Origin of the sequence: Prevotella sp. SGI.167, from assembly GCF_050313615.1 — a bacterium.
In the GTDB taxonomy this organism is placed as follows: Bacteria; Bacteroidota; Bacteroidia; order Bacteroidales; family Bacteroidaceae; genus Prevotella.
In genome coordinates this window covers 49,325-70,987 of sequence record NZ_JBNPLT010000015.1, presented here as the reverse complement: position 1 = coordinate 70,987, position 21,663 = coordinate 49,325, and the positions used below count along the sequence as shown (strand labels likewise).

Below are 21,663 nucleotides of genomic sequence, written 5' to 3'. Positions count from 1 at the left end.
ATACATATTGGAAAGGCGTTTGGTGCGCTTTGGTTTTGACGATTCAAGAATCTAGCAGTTCATCGACAAGTCAAGAACTAAGCAACGGAACGCCCTATGAGGTGTTTTATATATAATCCTCAATGTCTTCGGATGCTCACACATTCGTTGGTAGGGAGGATGAATTGTATATCAACACTTGCGTGGGGCTTCAGCGTTGCTCGTTTCGACTTGCCGGGCAATGCTAGAGCCTTTGAATCGTGAAACGAGTGACAATGAGCTCTGCGCTTTTTTATTCAGACAAGAGAACTATTCGATAATTATTAACTTTTAAAAATAAGAACAATGAAAAGTTTTACAACTCTAAAAAACGTTTTGTTTGCAGTAGTAATGATGCTGTATTCTTTGACAACAACAGCGCAAGTTCCAACAACAATGGATTATCAGATTATGGCGACTAATCCTAAAACTGGTATGGTCCTAGCCAACAAAGATTTGACAATTCGTGTTGAATTACGTTTGAATGCTGCTGATGGTGAAATTGTATGGAGCAAGGAAGAAGCACTAACTTCCTCTAACTCTGGCATTTGTACCATTTCCTTGGATTTTGCAGATGTAGATTGGAATCAAGGTAATTACTTTATTAAGGCATTTGTTAATGGTGAAGCTATCGGTGCCAGTCAAATCAAGTCTGTACCATTTGCCCTTATTGCTGATGGTGTAAGAGGTGTGTTGACCAAACGTCAGCTAATAGGTACGTGGAGCACCAGTCGTACGGACAAAGGTTCCGTAACCTATTATACTGTTAATCTAGAAAAGGATGGTAGTTTCTCGTATACTCGTAAGGATAGCTATGAATCGGAGTATTACAGCGGTACATGGAAGGTTAACAATTTAGGATTTATCACATTTAATGTAACTAAGGCTTCTCCATATACAGAATCCGTCGGCAAGTATGTTATGTTCTCTTTATATGATAAAGATGATAACACTCTTTATCTGGGTGGAAATGATGATTTTCTAAGTGATGGATTGTCGTTTTATAAACAATAAAATCAACATTTTAAAGCTATAGAACACAAAAGCTTATGAAACGATTCATATTATTATATGTCCTCTGTTTATCGTTGTCAGTTTCTGCTGATGATAACGTTATTGGTGGATTTGTAGTTGCACCAATTTGTACTGATGGCGGTATCGCTTATGGTGATTGCCTGTCTCCTAATGAGATTGTCACCGTAGATGCTTCTTATATTGCTGGCAAGTATAGTACTATAATTACCGCTATGACTGCTACCGATATAAAAGAGGTTAAGAACGTTGAACGCGATAATTACTACACCTTGCGAGGTAGTTTGTTAACAGTTAATGCTGTTGCTTCTCTTTATACACTAGATGGTAAGAGTATAAAGTGCCTTAAAGCAAACACTTCTATAGATTTGGGGAGCCTTCCTAGTTTGATAATCCTCAAATTTAAAGATGGCATGTCTTTTAAGATACTGAAAACTGAATATAAAAACTAAAGGTACCAACCTCACCTTGGTACCTTTCACGAAAGAGAGGGTGTGTCATCTGTCCATGGCACACCCTCTTTCGCTTATCATTTCTTCTTTGTATTACTTCTCACCATCGAAGGGTCAGCAACATACTTTTGCTGCGGATGATTAATCATCTCGGGAATCCAATAGAAAAGCTTGTTTGCTAATCTCAAAGGCTTTATGTACTTATCCTTCATAGGCTTGGCCGCTCTTTGAATTATCAAAGCAAGCTCTTCGTAGCTATAAGGCTTAAAGGCGCATAAATCTACAAGGAGTTGACTAACCTTTTCCTGAGATGCCCACTTTCCTAGTTTTGCAACTCGTTCTTGGAGCCCTTTAGGAAGTTCCCTCAGTAATTCGTTACGACTTTTCGTTTGGCTTTCGATCTCAAATGTACCATGCTGAGGTGGTAACCTTTCGCATAATGTACCATGCTGAGGTGGTAACTTTTCGCATAATGTACCATGCTGAGGTAGTAACCTTTCTCCTAAGGATACCACCTTGGAGGTTCTTATATAGTAAGTGTTACGACCCTGCCCCTTCTTCTCTAGGAATCCAAGATCACAGAGTTTATGAATCTCCAAGCGTGCACGGGCATGAGTAATCGAAGAATCCAGCTGGCGATACGTAGCATTATCTATCGCACCCACTTCTCTCACGAAGTTTACGATAGAAGTTGAGTGCATTCTCATCTATATCATCAAGGTCTGCATCATCTACAATACAACAATCATAGGTATCAGCAGACTGATAGAAAAAATATATATCTTCTTCTGAGCACTTTTCATCAGAAGGACCAATACGACGAAAAGCACCTTCAGGCAACTCTTCAATTTTGACAACAATGATACTTTTTATGTTAAATTATGCATATTGTTTAGTCGATTTAACAAAATAATCGTATTTTTGCAAAATCAATTAAACAATAAGAGATTATGATACCAAAAGAAGTTATCAGAGAAATACTCTTGGAAAATAGAAAAGAGATAGAATTACAGCATATTGTCCCAAGAGACATCCAAATGGAAGAGTTTGCCAACTATGTCTTGATAGGCGTAAGACGAGCCGGCAAATCTTTCATGCTCTATCAGCAGATTCAACAAAACTTAAAACGGGGCATCACCTGGGACTCCATGCTATACATCAATTTTGAGGATGAACGTTTGATGGGTATGACAGCACAAGAACTTAATCTTATCCTTGAAGTTCATGGTATGATGTCAGACAAACGCCCAATTCTATTTCTTGATGAAATACAAAATATAGATGGTTGGGATAAATTTGCACGACGCTTAGCTGACAACAAGTACAGAGTCTATATAACAGGCAGCAACGCCAAAATGCTTAGCAGTGATGTGACAACGACCTTGGGAGGTCGCTATATCACTAAACACATTATGCCATATAGTTTCTCTGAATTTCTGAATGCCAATGAGATCTCTTATGACACAGATATCATCGCAACCACATCAGGAAGAGCAAAAGTACAAAGATATTTTGAAAGCTATTTCCATTTTGGAGGTTTTCCTGAAGGTGCAAAACTGGCATCAAAAAGAGATTATATCAATAGTGTATATCAAAAGATTTATCTCGGCGACATAGCCTCTCGCAACAAAATAGAGAACCAGTTATCACTTCGCATACTTTTCAGAAAACTTGCTGAGAGCGTAAAGCAACCAATTTCTTTCACACGACTCACCAATATAATAGCATCTACTGGTGCTAAACTCAGCAAACCAACTCTCATCAATTATATTGAATATTCTAAAGATGCTTTCTTAATTTATCCTATCAAGAATATCGCAGACAATCTCACACAACGTGAGACCAACCCTAAATACTATTTTGTAGATAACGGTATTATCAGTATCCTTGCCATGGATATAGACACATCATTATTAGAGAATATGGTTGCAATGGAACTATTACGAAGATATGGGTTAGACGAACAAGTTTTCTTCTATAATAAAAATATAGAAGTAGATTTTTATATACCTGATGCAGCAATGGCTATACAAGTAAGCTACAATCCCAAAAAATCTACAGAAACTTGGGAAAGAGAATCTACAGCTCTTATCAAACTTTCCAAGGTATTGGATTGCAAGCGTCTCATAATCCTAACTTACGAGTTGGAAGAAGAGATTGTTGTAAAAGACAAGAAAATAGAAGTGATACCTGTATGGAAATGGTTACTTGATTTATAGCTATTATCCAGAACGTCAAGGCAGAAGCTTCAATAACAATATAATAAGAAAGTCCGTGGGGAAACAAATTTCCACGGACTTTTCTTATTAAAGACACCTCTCAACACACATAAAATTTCGGGGGAATCGGATATTCTTCATTTTTATAGGATGGTAATCCAGATACCTTCCCCCTTATTCTCAGCCGCCTGGATGCGCTTCATCAGACGATGGAGCCAGATACGGGAGTTCACCACCATGCCCTTCAGTTTGTTTTCACCCACCAGGATGCAGCCCTGGGTATCATCGGGATAGTTACCGGCATGAATGCGGATGCCCTCGAAACCGGGAACCCCCTGCACATACGGCAGCCACTCCTTGAATCGGGGCGACTTGGTGATGAGCACACGATACGAGCCTTCAGGGATGGCTGTATGACCCGGAATCTTTCTTGCCACCTTGCCGCTCTGACGGCTGTACTTGGCAGTATCAATCTCCTAGATAATCAGTTTTTCAGGGCGTTTGCGCTTATCCTTATTGGCACCCTTGCGCATCATTTCATCCTTCCATTCCTTCTCACGCTTCAGGTTTTCGGCATCTCTTTTACGGATATTCTCCATAATGAAATCGATAGGTTTCTGTACACAACTTTTACCTGCACCTGTGCCTGCAAGCAGCACACTCGCCAGGGTAGCTTCGTGCTCCACGTTATCGATATATCTGAATCTGGTTCTTCAGAGATGGGTAGCCAGCGGAGGAAAAATGGCGCAAGCCACAGCCGGCTGATAGATTTCCGGAGTCTTGAAAATCAGCAGCTCCACCAGCTTCAGCAGCTTCTTCGGCATCGGAGGCGGAGCAGGATAATCCTCGTCTTCGGAACTTTGAACTCCGTTACTTTGAACTTGGAACTTGGAACTTTGAACTTGGAACTTTGAACTTGGAACTTTGAACTTGGAACTGTATGATTACCATAGCCTGCCATTTGCCCCATAAAGCCCCCCGCCAGGCGTCCCGGGGATTTACAATTAGGTATTTTCAGCTGGTCGATGGCATAAGCAAACTCCTGCTCAGATATACGCTTGGGGTTCAATTCGCCTTTCTTGGCTCCCTCATCATCAGGAGCCCACTGGTTGCTTTTTGGTTGTAGTTCTTCTTCATTCATATTATTATGGTTTTTAAGTATACGCAAAAGCCCCGCCTAACGAGAGCGTTGTACTCTGCTAGGCGGGGCTTGCGTTCTTTATTGTTATGTTGTTATTCTTTTAGAATAGGCTATTATATTATCATTCTACTATTTTAACTCCAGCTGCTCAGCCGACAGCCCTGTTATTTCCATCACCGTGGCTGTATCCATACCATTCGCCAGCATCTTCCTGGCTATTTCAAGGCTACGCTGGGTCATACCCCTCTCCATTCCTTCAGCCAGCCCTTTCTCCATTCCTTCAGCCAGTCCTTCTTCTTTTCCTTCTCTCTTGGCTGTATCTATCGAATTCTTGATATCACGATACGCCATCTTGCTGGCTTCGTACTCCCGCTGCTCCTGCGGAGTGAATCTTGCTATCTCGGCTTCTTCAAAGAGGCGGTCGAAGACCTTGTCGCATAACGCCTTAGGGCGCTGAGTAAGCTTGTAAAGGTTCTTTAAGGCATAGAGCCACTTGTCGTAGAGCGTTTCCAACTCGTCAAGCGACTTGTCGAACTTAGCGATTTCTACGTAGATAAATTCCAGCTTATCGTAAAAAATCTTGTGCGTAGCTGTATCGCATAGCTGTACATGATGGCGGATTTCTTCCTTATTGAAGGCTGCCTCGTTCATGTTGAAGTTGAGCAGGGCAATTGTGTAAACATGGTTGAGCTTGAAATCCCATTCACTACCCTTAGGAGCCTGCTCACGGATAGGGAAGGTGGAATAGAACAGGGCACGGTCCTTGAAGTATGTCTGGTATGCATTCTGCATTTCCACGATAAACTTCTCGCCGTTTTCTCCTTCGCAATATACGTCAAAGATGGCCTTGCGGTCGGTATATATGTCGCCCACTTTCTCCGGATTCAGATACTTCACGTCCTTAACAACCTGTCTTCCGTTGAACAAGCTGTTAAGGAAACAGATCAGCAAATCCTTGTTGGGAGCTGATCCGAAAATTCGCTTGAAACCGAAATCGGTCAACAAACTGATATATCTTTCTTCTACCTGCTTCATAATCCCAATGTTATTAATATTTCTATTGCATCAGCAAAGTTACGATTTTATTTTCATACTCGCAAGAGTTTTCCGATAAAAGTTTTGAATAAAGTTCAATCAGCCCACTGCCTACAACTTCATTAGTTCAGCCTTGCTTTCTTTTTCCGGTAATGCCGAAATGTCTAGCAAGCGCTTGCCAAACTGATGGAGTACCGGATTATCCACCCCTTCTGTAAGATCAAGAATATCAATGGACAAATAAAAACACAATTCACTAAATTTTCTGAAGTTTTCATGGCGCTTCTGAAAATCAGCCTTCAACATCGGGAATGTAGCGACATATTTTTTAAAATTCTCCACTCTTCGTTTTTCATACAAAAAATTGTCATCAGACTTGTTGCCAGGATAATTATCCAGACGCTGATCATATAACAGCTCTGCCAAATTCAACAGCTGCTCGGTATGCAGTATGTCAAAGGATACAAAGGTATGATGCAATATATACGGATCGTAATCGGCAATTTCAGAGAAGGAACAACCATTGGGAAATATCGTAAAGCTCTCCATGCCGAGCTTGGGATGCTCCACTATCTTAAAAAACGATTCAACAAACTGAGAGCGTATAAAATGCTTCACTATATCCATCATCTGTAATGAAGAATCATGAAGGTATCGCTCGTTGTAACGCTGAAAAAAATGATGAGTGAAAAACTGCACATGAATCCATGGCAATACCGTATGTGAATATACAGCCATATTGAGCTCACCCTTATATAGGAAAACACAGCAAACATTAATAAAAGGACCATTTTCCCGTGTTTCCTTCTTATTCCTGCTTAATGGTGTAAGCAGCATCTTGTTGTGTCTGGGAGATGTCCACTCCACGGTCTTGAACAAGAGCTTGCCATTAGGTCGGTTCATAACCTCTTTCATATACTTCTTAACGGGCAGGTGGACTTGGTATCTGACTACGTTCTTATAATCCTCTTCCAATTCCTTTGCAATATCTGCATAGCTCATTGTATCTGTTATCATACTAATTTTTATTAAGTGATTCATATTCCATAAGTTCTCACTAAAGCGGAGGATAGCCTAGCCATGACAGCGAAGACCAAAGAGTTCATCTGCAAAGATAAGCTTTTTCTACGATATATGCAAATCTTTGAGCGTTTTTTCGAGAGGCATCCTTGGAGTTTTATTTACATCGAAAGAAGTCACATGGAGATTATCTGTTGATACTGACACGAACCTAGGATTTGGCCCGGTTTGACTCAATTACTCAGTTACTCAATTACTCAGTTTATTTCTAGCCCCCTATACCTGGAACTTGGTTATAAATTGAAAGTATATTTTTTATATTATATATTTAATAAATATATAATATACTATCTATACAAGAAGAAACATATGGGCAGAATAAAACTGAGTAATTGAGTAACTGAGTAATTGAGTACGATTTCGAGGAAGAACGGACAGACGCCTTATAATGGGTTAAATGATTATTTAATAGTAGTTTAGACTGAATCTCTATGTTTTTCTGCCAGCAACTCTATATTTCTCTCTTCTCTTTCTTACGAGTTAGGATTATTAACGCAGTTTCAAATTGAAAGCTGCTGAAAATCGGCCCTTATCACACCCAGAAATTTGGTGGTTCCAGAAAAAAGCTGTATCTTTGCACCGTCATTCAGAGATAAGGAGACTTATCGGAAGAATGACAAAAAACTGAATGAGTAACCATTAAAATTGAGTTATTAACCCTTTAAAAAACTGATTGACTATGGGACAAGGAACTAGTAAGGCAAGATTACACGTACCCCTCAGACGGGTGAGAACGCAGGTAAGAAGCTCTGGTATGCTACTGCCGTGAGCGACCGTGTGTCTTTTTCACCCCTGAGGTCGTAACCTTTCACCCTAATCAGAAATAGGGATTTCCCCTTCTACTTTAGGGAATCCTTCTCGTTTCTTTTCGGAAGAAAGTAGTACTTTTGCAGGCGCAAACAAGATAATGACCGAGCACTCTTTTTTAAAGGGGCTCAAGATTATAACTTTCAAAAACAGTATCGCTTATGAAAAGAAATGAAGTAATGGCGCTTATCGCCACTAGTATATTGATGTTTGCCGTATGCTTGTCAGCTTCGGCTAAGGGAAAAAGAAACGTGGAGCGGGGAATGACCAAGCAGGAGGTAATCGCCATTCTTGGAGAACCTAAGCTCACCAGTTTCGACATGTACGGGGACAAATGGGAATATGACAAATATAATTATCTGTTTGGAGATTCCAAGTACATCACGGTTTTCTTCGACAGAAACGGGAAGGTGGTGCAATACAACACGAGGATCATAGAACCGAACAGCCAGCAGTCGAATGCTCAGCAGCCTCAACACCCTACTCCACCCCTCTACGATGGAAGATGTGATCCCGATGACAGAATGGATTACGGCTACAGCCTCGATGATGCTTCCTTCTCCAAACTATATAATAAGGTAAAGCAAGCAAGCTTCAACGACAACAAGTTCGACCTGATAGATGTGGCAAGCCTCGGCTGCTATTATTCCTGCGCCCAGGTGGTCCGCATCATGAAGATATTCCCTTTCGACGACGAACAGCTGAAAGCGCTCAAAATGATGGCGCCACATATCGTGGATCTTCAGAATACAGGCCTCATCTATAAAGTATTCAGCTTTGACAGCGAAAAGGAAAAAGCTGAGGAAATCATCAGAAATAGCAAATAAATAAGGTGATTGATGCGGATTGCAAATCCGCAGAGTATAAAAGGTTAGGTCATTTTTTGATGCCGGATTGCAAATCCGGCAGGACGCCTAACGGATACCAGATAACCACGGATTTTTCTTTCCCCCTCCCTTTCCATTTTTTACAAAAATCACAAGGATTGTTAAAATTGAAACTTTAAGATAAACTTTTCCGTCTAAATGCAATCAGATTAATATCTTTCTGAAATAAATAAAACGGGATAAAAAGAAAATAGAAGAAGATTATGAACGGAAAAGTAAAAAACGCAATGGCTGCTCTGCTTCTTGTGGCGGCACCATTGGCTACGCAGGCAAAACAATGGTCGCTGAAAGACTGTATCGACTATGCGCTTGCCAACAACATCGCTCTTCAGAAGACGCAACTCACCAAGGCCAGCGCCCAAGAAGATTATCTGCAGTCGAAAGCTGCTCTGCTTCCTTCGCTCAGCGCCAGCACCAACCAAAGCGTGAACTATACGCCGTGGGTAGCTAGCGGAATCAGCGGAGACGGTTTCTCGAGAGCAAGTATAGACAAGGTTTATTACAATGGAAATTATTCCGTATCGGGAAACTACACCATCTGGAACGGAAACAAGAATCACAATCAGATTAAGCTGAACAAACTTGCTGCCGAGGCTGCCGACCTTGATTCTGCCACTCAGGCTATCAAGCTGCAGGAACAGATTGCACAGCTCTATGTTCAGATTCTCTATTCTACTGAGGCTATCCAGGTGAACAAGGAGAGCTATCAGTCGAGCTTGCAGAACGAAGAACGGGGCAAGGAGATGGTGAAGATTGGAAAGATGAGCAAGGCTGATCTGGCACAGCTCACCGCTCAGAGAGCACAGGATGAATTCAACATCGTACAGGCTGAAAGCAATGTGAAGAACTACAAGCGACAGCTGAAAGAACTGCTTCAGATTACAAGCGATGAGGCGTTCGACATCGAGATTCCTAACACTACCGATGAGATGGCACTCGCTGCGGTTCCTGCCCTGAATGGTATTTATGAAGCTGCACTCGACAATCGTCCTGAGTTCAAGACCTTCCAGAATCAATTGGCACAGAACGATTTGAGCATCAAGATTGCAAAGGCGGACAAACTGCCTACCATCAGCGCCAACGGTGGTATTACAACCAGCAATACTTCCATGAACAGTACAAGCTTGGGCAAGCAGCTGAAGACCAACTTCAATGTTGGAGGCGGCATTGGTGTCAGCATTCCTCTCTTTGAGAACCGCTCTACCAAGACACAGGTGAACAAGGCGTTGATTCAGCGCGAAAGCATTCAGCTCGACCTGAAGAACCAGCAGACTCAGCTCTATTCTACCATTGAGAATTACTGGTTGCAGGCAACAACAAACCAGAGTCAGTTCAAGGCGGCTAAGGTTAGTAGCGAGAGTGCTCAGACCAGTTACGATCTGCTGAGCGAGCAGTTTAAGCTGGGATTGAAGAATATCGTTGAGCTCCGAACTGGAAAGGATAACCTGCTCAAGGCGAAGCAGAACGAGCTTCAGGCCAAATACCTCGCCATCCTCAATATCAATATGTTGAAATTCTATAAGGAGGGACATATTTAAGGAGTTAAGGAGTTAAGGAGTTAAGGAGTTAAGACATATGTTTTGCTGCTTGAAAACTACGCCAAAAGACTATTGTCTTAACTCCTCAGCGACCGAAGGGAGCGATAACTCCTTTAACTCCTTAACTCCCCCTTATAACGTTTTATTATTTCGAATAAAATTAATCTGAATATAAATGAAAAAGTTGAGAATTAGCAAAATCTGGATTGCTGTCGTGGTGATAGTAATCGTTGCCGTGGCGGCATGGGCGATGTCGGGTGGAAAAAAAGAGGAAGATATTAACTTCAAGGAGGAAAAAGTGGCGCTGAAAACCTTGCAGAACAGCGTGACTGCTACAGGTACTATCGAGGCTGTAACCTCAGTAACCGTGGGTACTCAAGTGAGTGGTATTGTCAACAAACTTTATGTTGACTACAACTCCCAGGTAAAGAAGGGACAGGTCATCGCAGAACTCGACAAGACCAATCTCCTGAGCGAACTGAATACTGCCAAGGCAAACCTAGCCAGCGCACAGAGCAGTCTGAACTATCAGGCAACCAATATGGAGCGCTACAAAACTCTTTACAAGAAGGGACTTGTCAGCGCCGATGAATACGAGAATGCGCTCTTAACCTATCGCCAGGCTAAGGAGCAGGTTACGTCTTCTAAGGAAAACGTGCAGAGAGCGCAGACCAACCTAGGCTACGCTACCATCACCTCTCCTATCGACGGAACCGTGATTTCGAAGAGTGTAGAGGAAGGTCAGACCGTGGCTGCAAGCTTCAACACCCCAGAGCTCTTCACCATTGCCAAAGACCTGACCAACATGCAGGTAGTAGCCAATGTGGACGAGGCTGATATCGGCGGCGTAAAGGAAGGCAACCGTGTAACTTTCACCGTAGATGCCTATCCTGATGACACCTTTGAAGGAACCGTAAAGCAGGTGCGCCTGGAAGCTACAACTACCAATAACGTAGTAACTTACGAGGTTGTAATCTCAGCACCAAATGCTGATTTGAAATTGAAACCGGGTCTTACAGCCAACGTTACCATCTACACCCAGGAGCGCAGCGGCGTGCTCGCCGTAGCTAACAAGGCTCTCCGCTTTACTCCTACCAAGGAAACCGTGGGCAAGGACATGAAGATTGTAGACTGCAAGGGCAAGAATAAGGTCTGGACATTGAACGACAAAACTCTCACCGCTCATCCTGTAACCATCGGTCAGACTGATGGAATCAACACAGAAATCACCAAAGGATTGAAGCAGGGCGATAAGATTGTTACGGAAATCGTGGTGAATGTTCCGGAAGAAGAGGATGCTCCACAGCAGAGCCAGGGACTGATCAGCGGTCCGGGTCCTAGAGGAAAGAAAAAGTAAAGCTAAAGAAGTTAAGGAGTTAAGACATGTGTCTTGCTGCTTAAAATTACGCCTAAAAGACTATTGTCTTAACTCCTCAGCGACCGCAGGGAGCGATAACTCCTTTAACTCCTTAACTCCTATCAAATCCCATAAAAGAATAATTATGTCTGAAACATCAAATAACAACGAGAACAAGAAAGTGGTGATAGAGCTCGACAACGTGCGTCGCGACTTTCTTGTGGGTGATGAAACCGTCCACGCCCTGAAAGGCGTAAGCTTCAAGATCTACGAGGGCGAGTTCGTCACCATCATGGGTAAGTCGGGTTCCGGCAAATCCACCCTGCTCAACCAGCTGGGCTGCCTCGACACCCCTTCCAAGGGTGAATATTACCTGGATGGCGTGAGCGTGCGCAAGATGAGCCGTAACGACAGAGCCATCCTGCGCAACCGCAAGATCGGCTTCATCTTCCAGAACTACAATCTCCTGCCAAAGACCACGAGCGTAGAGAATGTAGAGCTACCGCTGATGTACAATCCTGCCATCAGCGCAGAAGAGCGCAAGCAGCGTGCCATCGAAGCTCTGAAGGCTGTAGGATTGGGCGAGAGACTCTACCATAAGAGCAATCAGATGTCGGGTGGACAGATGCAGCGTGTAGCCATCGCCCGTGCGCTGGTGAACAATCCTGCCGTGATTCTCGCCGACGAGGCAACGGGTAATCTGGATACGAGAACCAGCTTCGAGATCCTGGTTCTCTTCCAGAAGCTCTATGCTGAGGGCAGAACCATCATCTTCGTAACCCACAACCCGGATATCGCCAAATATTCCAGCCGCAACATCGAATTGCGCGACGGACACATCATCAGCGATACCTATAATGACAACATCCTTTCGGCAGCAGAAGGCCTTGCCGCCCTGCCAGCCAATACGGACGAATAAGGGAAGTGAAGAACGAAGAGTGAAGAACGAAGAAGTGAAGAATGAAGAGTGAAGAATGAAGAGTGAAGAGTGAAGAACGAAGAAGTGAAGAATGAAGAGTGAAGAACGAAGAGTGAAGAATTCAACAGCTTTACTAATCATAAAGTTCAAAGTAAATAAGTTCAAAGTAAATGAATTATCAGAATCTTTTAAAGATAGCCCTTCGAGCGATAGCAGCCAACAAGATGCGCTCCTTCCTCACAGCCCTGGGCATCATCATCGGTATTGCAGCCGTGATTACGATGCTTGCCATCGGACAGGGTAGTAAGGCGAGCATCAAGGCGAACATCGCCGAGATGGGTAGTAATATGATTATGATTTCGCCGGGTGCAGACATGAGAGGCGGTGTGCGACAGGATGCTTCCTCGATGGAGACCCTGAAGCAGGCAGACTACCAGAGCATCAAGGAGGATTGTAATTACATCAGTGCCATTTCGCCTACCGTAAACAGTTCGGGACAGTGGATTTATGGCAATAACAATACGCAGAGTTCCATCTATGGCGTGAATCAGGACTACCTGAGCATCCGACAGCTGAAGGTGGCAGATGGAGAAATGTTTACCGATACCGACATCAAGGCAGCTGCCAAGGTCTGCATCCTGGGTCAGACCGTAGTGGATTATCTTTTTCCCGACGGCAGCGACCCGATCGGCAAGGTAGTACGTTTCAACAGCATCCCGTTTCGTGTAGTAGGTGTGCTCCAGAAGAAGGGTTACAACTCCATGGGAATGGACCAGGATGACCTCGTACTCGCCCCATACACCACCGTGATGAAGCGAATCCTGGCACAGACCTATCTGGGCGGAATCGTATGTTCTGCCATTACCGAGGAAGCATCTCAGCCGGCTCAGGATCAGATTTCAGAAATCCTCCGTCGCAACCATAAGCTGAAGGACGCCACCGAGACCACCGAGGCAGATGAGGATGATTTCAACATCCGTTCGCAGGAGGAAATCTCCAGCATGATGAATTCCACCATGTCCACCATCACCATCCTTTTGGGTAGTGTGGCAGGAATCTCCCTGTTGGTGGGCGGTATTGGAATCATGAACATCATGTACGTTTCAGTTACCGAGAGAACCCGCGAAATCGGTCTCCGAATGAGTGTGGGAGCCAGGGGTATCGATATTCTGAACCAGTTCCTCATCGAGGCGATTCTGCTCTCAGTGACCGGCGGAATCATCGGAGTGATATTGGGAGTGAGTCTGTCGCTGAGTCTGAATGCCTTCCTGCATATTGCCACTCAGATAGAGCCTTGGAGCATCATCATGAGCTTCGCCGTCTGTACCTTCACGGGCGTCTTCTTCGGCTGATATCCGGCAAAGAAGGCTGCAAGACTCGACCCTATCGAGGCAATCAGATACGAGTAAAAAACTGATTAGTTTTTTCTGAAATATATCTGTTTTATCCAAACTTTATTGTATTTTTGCAGAAGAATTCAATAAACTTAAGATAAAACAGATAGAAAGAAAATGAATACAGAAATATTATCAGCAGATAAAGACCCGATGGGCGAAGCTATTCTCGACTTCCAGCAGCATGGGAAAGCAGCCCGACTGAGAGTGCTCTCTTCGATGTTCGAGGAAGACGAAATGCCAGTGAAACATCTGTTCAGAAGCACCCGGGAAATGCCGATGCTGGAGCAGAAAGCCTTACAGCTTGCCAAGGGACGGGTGCTGGATATTGGAGCCGGAGCCGGCTGCCATACGCTCGCCTTGCAGGAGAAGGGACTGGCAGTGAAGGCGATTGATATTTCGCCCTTGAGCTGCAAAGCGATGAAGCTGAGAGGGGTGAAGGATGCGGAATGCATCAATCTCTTCGATCCGCATCTGAGCAGTGGGAATCATTCCAGAGAGCACCAGGAGACTCATTCCGAAGAGAACCAGGAACAGTTTGAAGGCGGTTTCGATACGATTCTCCTTCTGATGAACGGAACGGGAATTGCCGGAAAAATAGAAAATCTCCCTGCTCTCTTCCTGCGTCTGAAAGCGTTGCTGAATCCGGGCGGTCAGATTCTCATCGATTCCTCTGATCTGAAATATATCTACGAGAATGAGGATGGAAGTTTCGACATCAATCTGAATGGAGCCTATTACGGAGAAGTGGATTATCAGATGATCTACAAGGATGTAAAGGGCGACCGTTTCGATTGGCTCTACGTAGATTTCCCATTACTCAAGTCCATTGCCGAAACCTGCGGGTTGCATGGTGAACTCGTGGAAGAAGGCGAGCATTATGACTATCTGGCTAGGTTTTTCTAATGATTTCAAAGGATTTTTTGAAACTTCATAAAAGGATTTTCTAAAAAACATCATAAAAAAGTGAAGGAGCTAAGACAAATGTTCTTGGCTCCTTCATTTTTTCCTCCTAACCTATTTTATTTTATCGTTGAAATCGTGACATCCGAGAAATCTTTCATGTAATCAAGAATCTCCATGGTGTGGAAATCGCGCTTTGCCTTGATTTCTATGTTCGCTTCCAGGAATTCCTCCTTCGAGAAGCGGCGCTCTTTCAGCTCATAGGAATGAACTTCCAGGCCTTTCTGCTTGATTTGCTTGATAAACTCCTTCACACTTTCACGCGATGGCGCGGAGAAGGTCAAGTCGACGGTAGTTGTTCCCAACTGCGGAATCCAGTAGTTCAATACTTCCAGTCCCAGCAGCACCATCGCCGTGGTAATAGCTGCAGCCATATACATTCCCGTACCGCACGCCAGACCAATAGCCGCTGTCACCCACAAACCAGCCGCCGTGGTAAGACCTCTCACTACGTTCTTCTGGAAGATAATCGTTCCGGCGCCCAGGAATCCAATGCCCGAAACCACCTGCGCAGCCACACGGGAAGAATCCTTTAAATCAAATCCAAATCCATACTGGGAAACAACACAGAAGAGCGCACTTCCCAATGCCACGAGAAAGTGAGTACGGAAACCAGCCTCCTTGGCACGATATTCTCGCTCTATTCCTATCGCACCTCCTAAAAGCAGGGCGAGAGACAGGCGAATGGTCAGGTCAATATAAGTTGCATCCATAAAATATCCTTTCTTTTAAAGTTTGCTTGCAAAGATAATATAATTCGAAGACAATACAAAATAAATCTATTGATTTTATGACGAAAACATTTTTTTCCTTGGTAATTCAAGAAAAAAGCGTATTGCAGCCAAGTCTAATTCCTCTACCGACGGAGAGTTATTTACCGATAAAGAACACTTACGTAAAGTTGGAATAACACTTACGTAAAGTTCAAGTGAGGCTCATTTGGAGTTCAAAAGAAGCTTACTTGAAGTCCAAAAGAGACTCACTTAAAGTTGGAAAAGCCTTACCAGATGGCAGCCAGGACGTTCTGGAAACTGCATCGCGACGTTTCTGACTGTACGTCGGGACATAACGGTTATTACGTCGGGACGTATCAAATGCTACATCGGGACGTAATTTCTTCTTTACCGTGGCAATGCGTGGCAATAAGGTGGCAATAAAAAAGCGCTTATTGCCACGCGTTATCAGTTTATAATCAAAGAGTTAAGTGCAAGTGTGATAGATGTGGCATTAATTTAGAGAAAAAAAATATACTTTGTCCGACACACATAAAAAAGGGAAGCGCCGAAACGACACTTCCCCATGGATTGGATAAGTTATATAATCATCTGTCTCGCGACATTTTATTCTGCGTATGCTGTCTTGTAGGCAGAGTCAAAGAACATAGCGCAAGAACCTACGCCAGTCTCATACTCATGCTGCTTCTGACCAGCGCTGTCATACTCCACTACGTAGCCATTGCCATTATAGTCGGCATAGCCACTATCGCCCATTTTATAAGAGAGCACGAAGATATGACCGTTCAATGGATCGGCGAAAATGCCGCATGGGCTCACAGGCATCTCAGAGAGCGTCATCGCCTGTGGTTGTGTACTTCCTGCTGCAAGCACACTCACACTAGGAGTGCCTCCAAAAGGTGCATTGAGCACAAAGAAATAAGGACGAACCACCTGCGTACGTGTTATAGCACCAGGGGTTACGCATACAGCATAGTTGCCATCTGCCACCTTCTGTGACTTGCCCTTGTCGAAGAGTACCACACGGAGGGCATTCTCGCCAGTGGTCGCATAGTCAGGAGCAGGTCCATACACAGGGTTGTCGATGACATAGACACGCCCCGAAGCATAATAGATGCTGGTAGGATTGTTCACACCCTCGATATTCTTTGTCTCTACATTGTCGTTGTAAAGATTGATGCAAGAGATGTTTCCACCACCAGCACCATAGTTGCTGTTGGCAACGTAGAGATTGCCACCACCGATGACCAAGCCCTCAGGATAGCTGCCCACCTGCCACTTCTTTTGAAGAGCAAAGCTTGTGGTGTCCACGGCTGCTACATAGCCTCCGTATGTAGTGAAATATACATTTCCACCACCAGCGATGATATGGCGAGGCTCGGCGCCCTCGGCATTGCCCAGCAACTCTGTGGTCTTGATTTGCTTGATGCTCTGCTTGGTTTTCTTGTCGATTACCTCGATAGTGTTGCTCTGGTCTACGGCGAGATAAATCTTGTTGCCATATACGATGCCGTCATTGGCAGTATTACCGAGCGTACGACCGTTAGCAGCCTTGAATACGTTCTGTGTGGCTGTGCTTGAAGCATAGTCGATGGCTGTGAGAGAGCTCTCAATTTTGTTATACATGTTACCTGAATTCACGACATAAGCGCCCGTACTATACACCTGGAGATAAGTCTCAGGACCATCGTTGTCGTCGCTACATGATGTCATCACTGCAGTACCCATCAAGAGCACCGCCAAACCTAATAAATACTTTTTCATTGTCTTTTTTCAGTTTATATTTGAATCTACTTTGTTACTATCTAGAAGTTATACCCGATGCTTAACATCCAGCTGCGGCGAGGCATCGGATAATGCCCTACTAGTTCATACTGCTCCGACAGCAGGTTCTTCACATCCATTCTGACCTTCACACCTCTCAGGGATTTCCCCAAAAGACTCAGTCCGTCCAGCTGACGATAGAGCGTCAACCCCATGTCCCAGTAGCCATCCACTTCGGTGCCTTCATAATGCTCATTGTTGGCCCATCGCTTGCTCATTCCCTGTCCATGAAGTGAGACATTCACCCAGGGATTCTCCCACCCCAAGGCAATACTGCCCGAGTGCAGAGGGATATAGGCTACTTGATTGCCATAATATTTGGACGAGCGGTCGGTATGGTTCACCACATGCTGGTAGCTATACGACCCTTGCAGCGAGAGTTGCTGCCCCGGAGCCATCTGCCAGGTGCCACGCAAAGAAGCATCCACGCCAACGACATCAACCCGTGCCAGGTTTACGGTACGCCAAACGAACATATTGTAAGGAACGCCCACAATCTTGTCGGTCACCCGATTGCTGTAGCCGTCCAGCGTTGCTTGAAGATTCCATCCCCTGTAACGCAGGAATTCGCCGTTTCCCCCATCTTCTGAAGAAGTTTTTTTCCACGTAAGCCCGATATTCAACTGTCGGGTTTTCTCAGGCTTCAGATCAGAACTTCCATAATGGAAGAAATAGTTCTCGTTGAAAGTAGGAACCCGGAAGATGTCCTTGTACGAAGCCCTGAGATAAAGTTCATCGCTGGCAGTACCATTCCCCAGGAGCCGATAAGAAAGCGAAAGCGATGGCGAAAGCCGGCGTGCATCCTTGGCAGCCTGTCCTGCCTTGGCAGGATTGGCGCTGCCTGGCTGAGTCTCTATCTTGCGCCCCACGCTGTTGAGGTAAACCGAAGCCAGCATTCTGGCTAGAGCTACCCATCTTCCCTTCGCATATCGGGCAGAGAGCGACTGCAGGATGCCATGTCGATGAGGTCGCAGATCGGTGGCGAGGGTGCTGTTGAGCGAGTTCATCATCCAGTCGGCAGAGTAATCCACCGCCCAGCCATCATCCGGCATCCACATCAGTGCTGCCGAAGTATAATATTCCCTCTGCCAGTAGGTAGCATCATTGCGCCGATTTGCCACGAGCGTGTCCTGATAGGCAGAACTCGCCCAGTTCATCTTGGCTTGCACCTTCAGCATCCAATGGTCATCAAGACTTCTGGCTTGCCATCTCGCCTGAGCAAAGGCGTTGCGGTCGTGCAACTGTTCGGCAGTTACATCGGTATAAAATCTCACGATGCCTGGCAACTGTCGGTCGTTGTCATAATAGTAGAGCTTTGCCCACAATTGGCTCCGGCTCATGCCATCGGCTCGTCTGCCCATCATCCAGTGCATATTCAGTTCGCCATGCCCCGAGTTCATCCGGCTGTTGGTTCTTCGCTCATGGGTAGTATATTTACCGTTGCGCAAGAGGAAAGGATAGTCGTTTTCGGCATAGGTATACTCACCCATCGCCTGGAGGGTGAACCTATCTGACAATCTCTGCACATAGCGCAGATAAGGCGAGACATATCCGAAGGATCCCACCTGCAACTGAGTAGAGAGGTGAGGCTGCTGGTCGATGGGAATCTCGCTCATGGTCTCGATGGCAAGTAAAGCTGCCACCGAGGCTTGCCGGGCCGAAATGAAGATGTCGTCGTTGTCACCAATGGTGAGTCGCAATGTCTGCACTTGGTCGAGCGAATAACGGGACACATCAATTTCGCCGCCCTGACATTCGCTGAGCAGCACACCATCGTAACTCACTCCCGTATGTCCCGCTCCGAATCCACGCACAGCTACCGTTTTCATTCCTCCTGCCCCACCATAGTCGCGCAGATTGATGCCTGGCATGCGGTGCAAAGCGTCGGCCATATCCGTAACGCCAAGCCTCAACATATCCCCCTTGTCCAAAAGCTGGAGAGGCGATGTGCTCGTAAGTATCCAGTGCTGCCGAGCATTCACTTTTACTTCCTGCAAGTGCTCGGTACGAATGGAATCTTGCCCCATACCCACTTGTGCATACAACAGTAGCAAGCCACCGAGACAAAATATCCTCAATGCCTTCATTCATTCTATCTTTTATATTATTATCTGTGTCTCCATCACGAACCCATCCCACGGGGTTGGATAGAATCATCGGAATCTCTTATCCTAAAGACACTCTTTCATCATATTGTTTCCGATGGCAACGGCAGGTCTTCTGACTTGCGTCCTCCCAGCATCTCACTCTATGTAAACATAAAAAGATGCAAAACTCATGGCAAGCGGTCTTCCCGAAAAAATGTCAGTGACCATGGTGCTTACCGCAATAAGACGCTTACAGCAGCGGGACTGTCCGGGCTTCTCACCCGATTCCCTTTTAATCACTACGCACTCATCCTGCCTGAGGCGGCAGAAGGTGGCAGCAAACCAATTGCGAGTGCAAAGGTACGATAAAAAAATGAATTAACAGCTAACTTCATGCGCTTTTTATTTGGTAATTTGCGATTTTCTTCTTAAATTTGCGGAAAAATTAAAAATCATACATTTTAATATTATATGGCAACAGTTGACGACAAGAAGATTATCTTTTCGATGGTGGGCGTATCTAAGATTATCCCACAAAACCAGAAACAGATTCTGAAGAACATCTACCTATCGTTCTTCTACGGAGCAAAAATCGGCATCATCGGTTTGAACGGTGCCGGTAAATCTACGTTGATGAAAATCATCGCAGGACTTGAGCAACCTACCCAGGGTGAGGTGGTTTGGAGCCCAGGCTACTCTGTGGGCTACTTGCCTCAGGATCCTCCGCTCGACGAGAACAAGACCGTGAAGGAAAACGTGATGGAGGGTGTGCAGAAAATCTATGATGCACTCGCAGAATACGAGGACATCAACAATAAGTTCGGTCTCGAAGAATATTACGGAGACCCTGATAAGATGGACAAGCTGATGCAGCGTCAGGCTGAGGTGCAGGATATCATTGATGCTACTGATGCCTGGAACATCGACTCCAAGCTGGAGCGTGCGATGGCTGCCCTACATTGTCCTCCTGGCGATTGGCCTGTTACCAATCTCTCGGGTGGTGAGCGCCGCCGCGTGGCTCTCTGCCGCCTGCTCCTGCAGAAGCCGGATGTACTCCTGCTCGATGAGCCAACCAACCACCTGGATGCTGAGAGCATCGACTGGCTGGAGCAGCACCTGCAGCAGTATGAGGGTACCGTAATCGCCGTAACCCACGACCGCTACTTCCTCGACGACGTGAGCGAGTGGATTCTGGAGTTGGACCGTGGCGAGGGTATTCCATGGAAGGGCAACTACTCTTCATGGCTCGACCAGAAGACCAAGCGAATGATTCAGGAGGAGAAGACTGCCTCTAAGCGCCGCAAGACATTGGAGCGCGAGTTGGAATGGGTTCGCATGGAACCTAAGGCCCGTCAGGCTAAGGGTAAGGCTCGTCTGAACTCTTACGAGCAGATGCTCAACCAGGAGCAGAAGGAGCGCGAGGAGAAGCTGGAAATCTTCATCCCTAACGGTCCTCGTCTGGGCAACAAGGTGATTGAGGCTCAGCACGTTAAAAAGGCGTTCGGCGAGAAGGTTCTCTTCAACGACCTCAACTTCATGCTTCCTCCTAACGGCATCGTAGGTGTGATTGGTCCTAACGGAGCCGGCAAGACTACCCTCTTCCGCCTCATCATGGGCTTGGATCAGGCAGATGGCGGCACATTCGAGGTGGGTGAGACCGTGAAGCTGGCTTATGTTGACCAGCAGCACAAGGACATCGACCCTCAGAAGACCGTTTACGAGGTGATTTCCCAGGGCAACGAAACCTTGCGTCTGGGTGGCAGAGACGTGAATGCACGTGCTTATATCAGCCGTTTCAACTTCTCGGGCACCGACCAGAGCAAGCTCTGCAGTGTTCTCTCGGGTGGTGAGCGCAACCGTCTGCAGTTGGCCTTGGCATTGAAGCAGGAAGGTAATGTGTTGCTCCTCGATGAGCCAACCAACGATATCGACGTGAACACACTGCGTGCCTTGGAGGAAGGTTTGGAAGCATTTGCCGGTTGTGCTGTGGTTATCAGCCACGACCGCTGGTTCCTCGACCGAATCTGTACCCACATTCTTGCCTTCGAGGGCAATGGTGAGGTCTTCTTCTTCGAGGGCAGCTATTCTGAGTATGAAATCAACAAGGCGCGCCGCCTGGGCGATACAGAGATCAAGAAAGGTCGCTATCGCAAGTTGATGGAGGAATAAGTTGATG

General features: G+C 45.4%; 18 protein-coding genes, 1 pseudogene and 1 riboswitch. Of the genes and pseudogenes, 10 read left to right on the top strand and 9 right to left on the bottom strand.

All coding sequences use genetic code 11. The annotated features are described in order from the left end of the window. The first annotated feature begins 324 nt into the window (after positions 1-324). Positions 325-1,032: a hypothetical protein gene (locus ACQRBJ_RS09430; protein WP_445303462.1), complete on the top strand. Its 708-nt coding sequence runs from the start codon at positions 325-327 to the stop codon at positions 1,030-1,032. Positions 1,033-1,067: 35 nt separating this feature from the next. Next, complete coding sequence (locus tag ACQRBJ_RS09425) at positions 1,068-1,502, top strand: hypothetical protein (RefSeq protein ID WP_445303461.1); 435 nt, start codon at positions 1,068-1,070, stop codon at positions 1,500-1,502. A gap of 77 nt (positions 1,503-1,579) precedes the next feature. Here the strand turns inward: ACQRBJ_RS09425 and ACQRBJ_RS09420 are convergent, their stop codons facing one another. Next, positions 1,580-2,167 (bottom strand): hypothetical protein, encoded by a 588-nt coding sequence (locus ACQRBJ_RS09420; RefSeq protein WP_445303460.1) that lies wholly within the window; start codon positions 2,165-2,167, stop codon positions 1,580-1,582. A 285-nt stretch (positions 2,168-2,452) separates the two neighbouring features. On the opposite strand from ACQRBJ_RS09420, the gene ACQRBJ_RS09415 reads away from it, so the two are divergent. Further along, positions 2,453-3,721 carry an ATP-binding protein gene (locus tag ACQRBJ_RS09415; protein ID WP_445303459.1) on the top strand — a complete coding sequence of 423 codons (1,269 nt, stop codon included), beginning with the start codon at positions 2,453-2,455 and terminating at the stop codon, positions 3,719-3,721. 143 nt (positions 3,722-3,864) lie between these two features. Here the strand turns inward: ACQRBJ_RS09415 and ACQRBJ_RS09410 are convergent, their stop codons facing one another. The 5 genes and pseudogenes from ACQRBJ_RS09410 to ACQRBJ_RS09390 all read right to left on the bottom strand — a co-directional run bounded on the left by ACQRBJ_RS09410 (position 3,865) and on the right by ACQRBJ_RS09390 (position 6,938). Continuing rightward, positions 3,865-4,158, bottom strand: a complete 294-nt coding sequence (locus tag ACQRBJ_RS09410; RefSeq protein WP_445303458.1) for a DUF5675 family protein — start codon at positions 4,156-4,158, stop codon at positions 3,865-3,867. Between the two features lie 42 nt (positions 4,159-4,200). After that, positions 4,201-4,575 (bottom strand): annotated as a pseudogene (locus ACQRBJ_RS09405) (hypothetical protein); the annotation flags it as partial. Beyond that, on the bottom strand, positions 4,527-4,862 hold the full coding sequence (locus tag ACQRBJ_RS09400) for a hypothetical protein (RefSeq protein ID WP_445303457.1): 336 nt from the start codon (positions 4,860-4,862) through the stop codon (positions 4,527-4,529). The pseudogene ACQRBJ_RS09405 and the gene ACQRBJ_RS09400, both read right to left, overlap by 49 nt. Positions 4,863-4,991: 129 nt before the next feature. Continuing rightward, positions 4,992-5,897 carry an Rpn family recombination-promoting nuclease/putative transposase gene (locus tag ACQRBJ_RS09395; RefSeq protein WP_445303456.1) on the bottom strand — a complete coding sequence of 302 codons (906 nt, stop codon included), beginning with the start codon at positions 5,895-5,897 and terminating at the stop codon, positions 4,992-4,994. A gap of 111 nt (positions 5,898-6,008) precedes the next feature. Next, on the bottom strand, positions 6,009-6,938 hold the full coding sequence (locus ACQRBJ_RS09390; protein ID WP_445303455.1) for a hypothetical protein: 930 nt from the start codon (positions 6,936-6,938) through the stop codon (positions 6,009-6,011). Between the two features lie 1,007 nt (positions 6,939-7,945). Here ACQRBJ_RS09390 and ACQRBJ_RS09385 point away from each other — a divergent pair. From ACQRBJ_RS09385 to ACQRBJ_RS09360, 6 genes are all read left to right on the top strand, one after another. After that, complete coding sequence (locus ACQRBJ_RS09385; RefSeq protein WP_441932945.1) at positions 7,946-8,611, top strand: DUF4476 domain-containing protein; 666 nt, start codon at positions 7,946-7,948, stop codon at positions 8,609-8,611. A 263-nt stretch (positions 8,612-8,874) separates the two neighbouring features. Then, positions 8,875-10,209, top strand: coding sequence for a TolC family protein (locus ACQRBJ_RS09380; RefSeq protein ID WP_445303454.1), 1,335 nt, complete (start codon positions 8,875-8,877; stop codon positions 10,207-10,209). A gap of 175 nt (positions 10,210-10,384) precedes the next feature. Beyond that, positions 10,385-11,566: an efflux RND transporter periplasmic adaptor subunit gene (locus tag ACQRBJ_RS09375; protein ID WP_445303453.1), complete on the top strand. Its 1,182-nt coding sequence runs from the start codon at positions 10,385-10,387 to the stop codon at positions 11,564-11,566. A gap of 145 nt (positions 11,567-11,711) precedes the next feature. Then, positions 11,712-12,485 (top strand): ABC transporter ATP-binding protein, encoded by a 774-nt coding sequence (locus tag ACQRBJ_RS09370; protein ID WP_117662095.1) that lies wholly within the window; start codon positions 11,712-11,714, stop codon positions 12,483-12,485. Positions 12,486-12,655: 170 nt separating this feature from the next. After that, on the top strand, positions 12,656-13,837 hold the full coding sequence (locus ACQRBJ_RS09365; RefSeq protein WP_445303452.1) for an ABC transporter permease: 1,182 nt from the start codon (positions 12,656-12,658) through the stop codon (positions 13,835-13,837). A 159-nt stretch (positions 13,838-13,996) separates the two neighbouring features. After that, positions 13,997-14,785: a class I SAM-dependent methyltransferase gene (locus tag ACQRBJ_RS09360; RefSeq protein ID WP_445303451.1), complete on the top strand. Its 789-nt coding sequence runs from the start codon at positions 13,997-13,999 to the stop codon at positions 14,783-14,785. 116 nt (positions 14,786-14,901) lie between these two features. Here the strand turns inward: ACQRBJ_RS09360 and ACQRBJ_RS09355 are convergent, their stop codons facing one another. The 3 genes from ACQRBJ_RS09355 to ACQRBJ_RS09345 form a co-directional block, all read right to left on the bottom strand. Then, positions 14,902-15,555, bottom strand: a complete 654-nt coding sequence (locus tag ACQRBJ_RS09355) for an MgtC/SapB family protein (protein ID WP_153125516.1) — start codon at positions 15,553-15,555, stop codon at positions 14,902-14,904. 627 nt (positions 15,556-16,182) lie between these two features. Beyond that, on the bottom strand, positions 16,183-17,340 hold the full coding sequence (locus tag ACQRBJ_RS09350) for a YncE family protein (RefSeq protein ID WP_445303450.1): 1,158 nt from the start codon (positions 17,338-17,340) through the stop codon (positions 16,183-16,185). 41 nt (positions 17,341-17,381) lie between these two features. After that, positions 17,382-19,487: a TonB-dependent receptor plug domain-containing protein gene (locus tag ACQRBJ_RS09345; protein WP_445303449.1), complete on the bottom strand. Its 2,106-nt coding sequence runs from the start codon at positions 19,485-19,487 to the stop codon at positions 17,382-17,384. Between the two features lie 106 nt (positions 19,488-19,593). Further along, positions 19,594-19,846, bottom strand: a riboswitch (cobalamin riboswitch). A gap of 112 nt (positions 19,847-19,958) precedes the next feature. On the opposite strand from ACQRBJ_RS09345, the gene ettA reads away from it, so the two are divergent. Then, positions 19,959-21,656, top strand: coding sequence for an energy-dependent translational throttle protein EttA (gene ettA, locus ACQRBJ_RS09340; RefSeq protein ID WP_445303448.1), 1,698 nt, complete (start codon positions 19,959-19,961; stop codon positions 21,654-21,656). Positions 21,657-21,663: the final 7 nt, after the last annotated feature.

What these genes read in the sequence shown, in the direction of transcription:
- ACQRBJ_RS09385 (WP_441932945.1), top strand. Translation starts at nt 7,946, where the DNA reads ATGAAAAGAAATGAAGTAATGGCGCTTATCGCCACTAGTATATTGATG.
- ACQRBJ_RS09415 (WP_445303459.1), top strand. Translation starts at nt 2,453, where the DNA reads ATGATACCAAAAGAAGTTATCAGAGAAATACTCTTGGAAAATAGAAAA.
- ACQRBJ_RS09355 (WP_153125516.1), bottom strand. Translation starts at nt 15,555, where the DNA reads ATGGATGCAACTTATATTGACCTGACCATTCGCCTGTCTCTCGCCCTG.
- ettA (WP_445303448.1), top strand. Translation starts at nt 19,959, where the DNA reads ATGGCAACAGTTGACGACAAGAAGATTATCTTTTCGATGGTGGGCGTA.
- ACQRBJ_RS09400 (WP_445303457.1), bottom strand. Translation starts at nt 4,862, where the DNA reads ATGAATGAAGAAGAACTACAACCAAAAAGCAACCAGTGGGCTCCTGAT.
- ACQRBJ_RS09395 (WP_445303456.1), bottom strand. Translation starts at nt 5,897, where the DNA reads ATGAAGCAGGTAGAAGAAAGATATATCAGTTTGTTGACCGATTTCGGT.
- ACQRBJ_RS09430 (WP_445303462.1), top strand. Translation starts at nt 325, where the DNA reads ATGAAAAGTTTTACAACTCTAAAAAACGTTTTGTTTGCAGTAGTAATG.
- ACQRBJ_RS09350 (WP_445303450.1), bottom strand. Translation starts at nt 17,340, where the DNA reads ATGAAAAAGTATTTATTAGGTTTGGCGGTGCTCTTGATGGGTACTGCA.
- ACQRBJ_RS09425 (WP_445303461.1), top strand. Translation starts at nt 1,068, where the DNA reads ATGAAACGATTCATATTATTATATGTCCTCTGTTTATCGTTGTCAGTT.
- ACQRBJ_RS09375 (WP_445303453.1), top strand. Translation starts at nt 10,385, where the DNA reads ATGAAAAAGTTGAGAATTAGCAAAATCTGGATTGCTGTCGTGGTGATA.
- ACQRBJ_RS09370 (WP_117662095.1), top strand. Translation starts at nt 11,712, where the DNA reads ATGTCTGAAACATCAAATAACAACGAGAACAAGAAAGTGGTGATAGAG.
- ACQRBJ_RS09390 (WP_445303455.1), bottom strand. Translation starts at nt 6,938, where the DNA reads ATGAATCACTTAATAAAAATTAGTATGATAACAGATACAATGAGCTAT.
- ACQRBJ_RS09365 (WP_445303452.1), top strand. Translation starts at nt 12,656, where the DNA reads ATGAATTATCAGAATCTTTTAAAGATAGCCCTTCGAGCGATAGCAGCC.
- ACQRBJ_RS09360 (WP_445303451.1), top strand. Translation starts at nt 13,997, where the DNA reads ATGAATACAGAAATATTATCAGCAGATAAAGACCCGATGGGCGAAGCT.
- ACQRBJ_RS09345 (WP_445303449.1), bottom strand. Translation starts at nt 19,487, where the DNA reads ATGAAGGCATTGAGGATATTTTGTCTCGGTGGCTTGCTACTGTTGTAT.
- ACQRBJ_RS09380 (WP_445303454.1), top strand. Translation starts at nt 8,875, where the DNA reads ATGAACGGAAAAGTAAAAAACGCAATGGCTGCTCTGCTTCTTGTGGCG.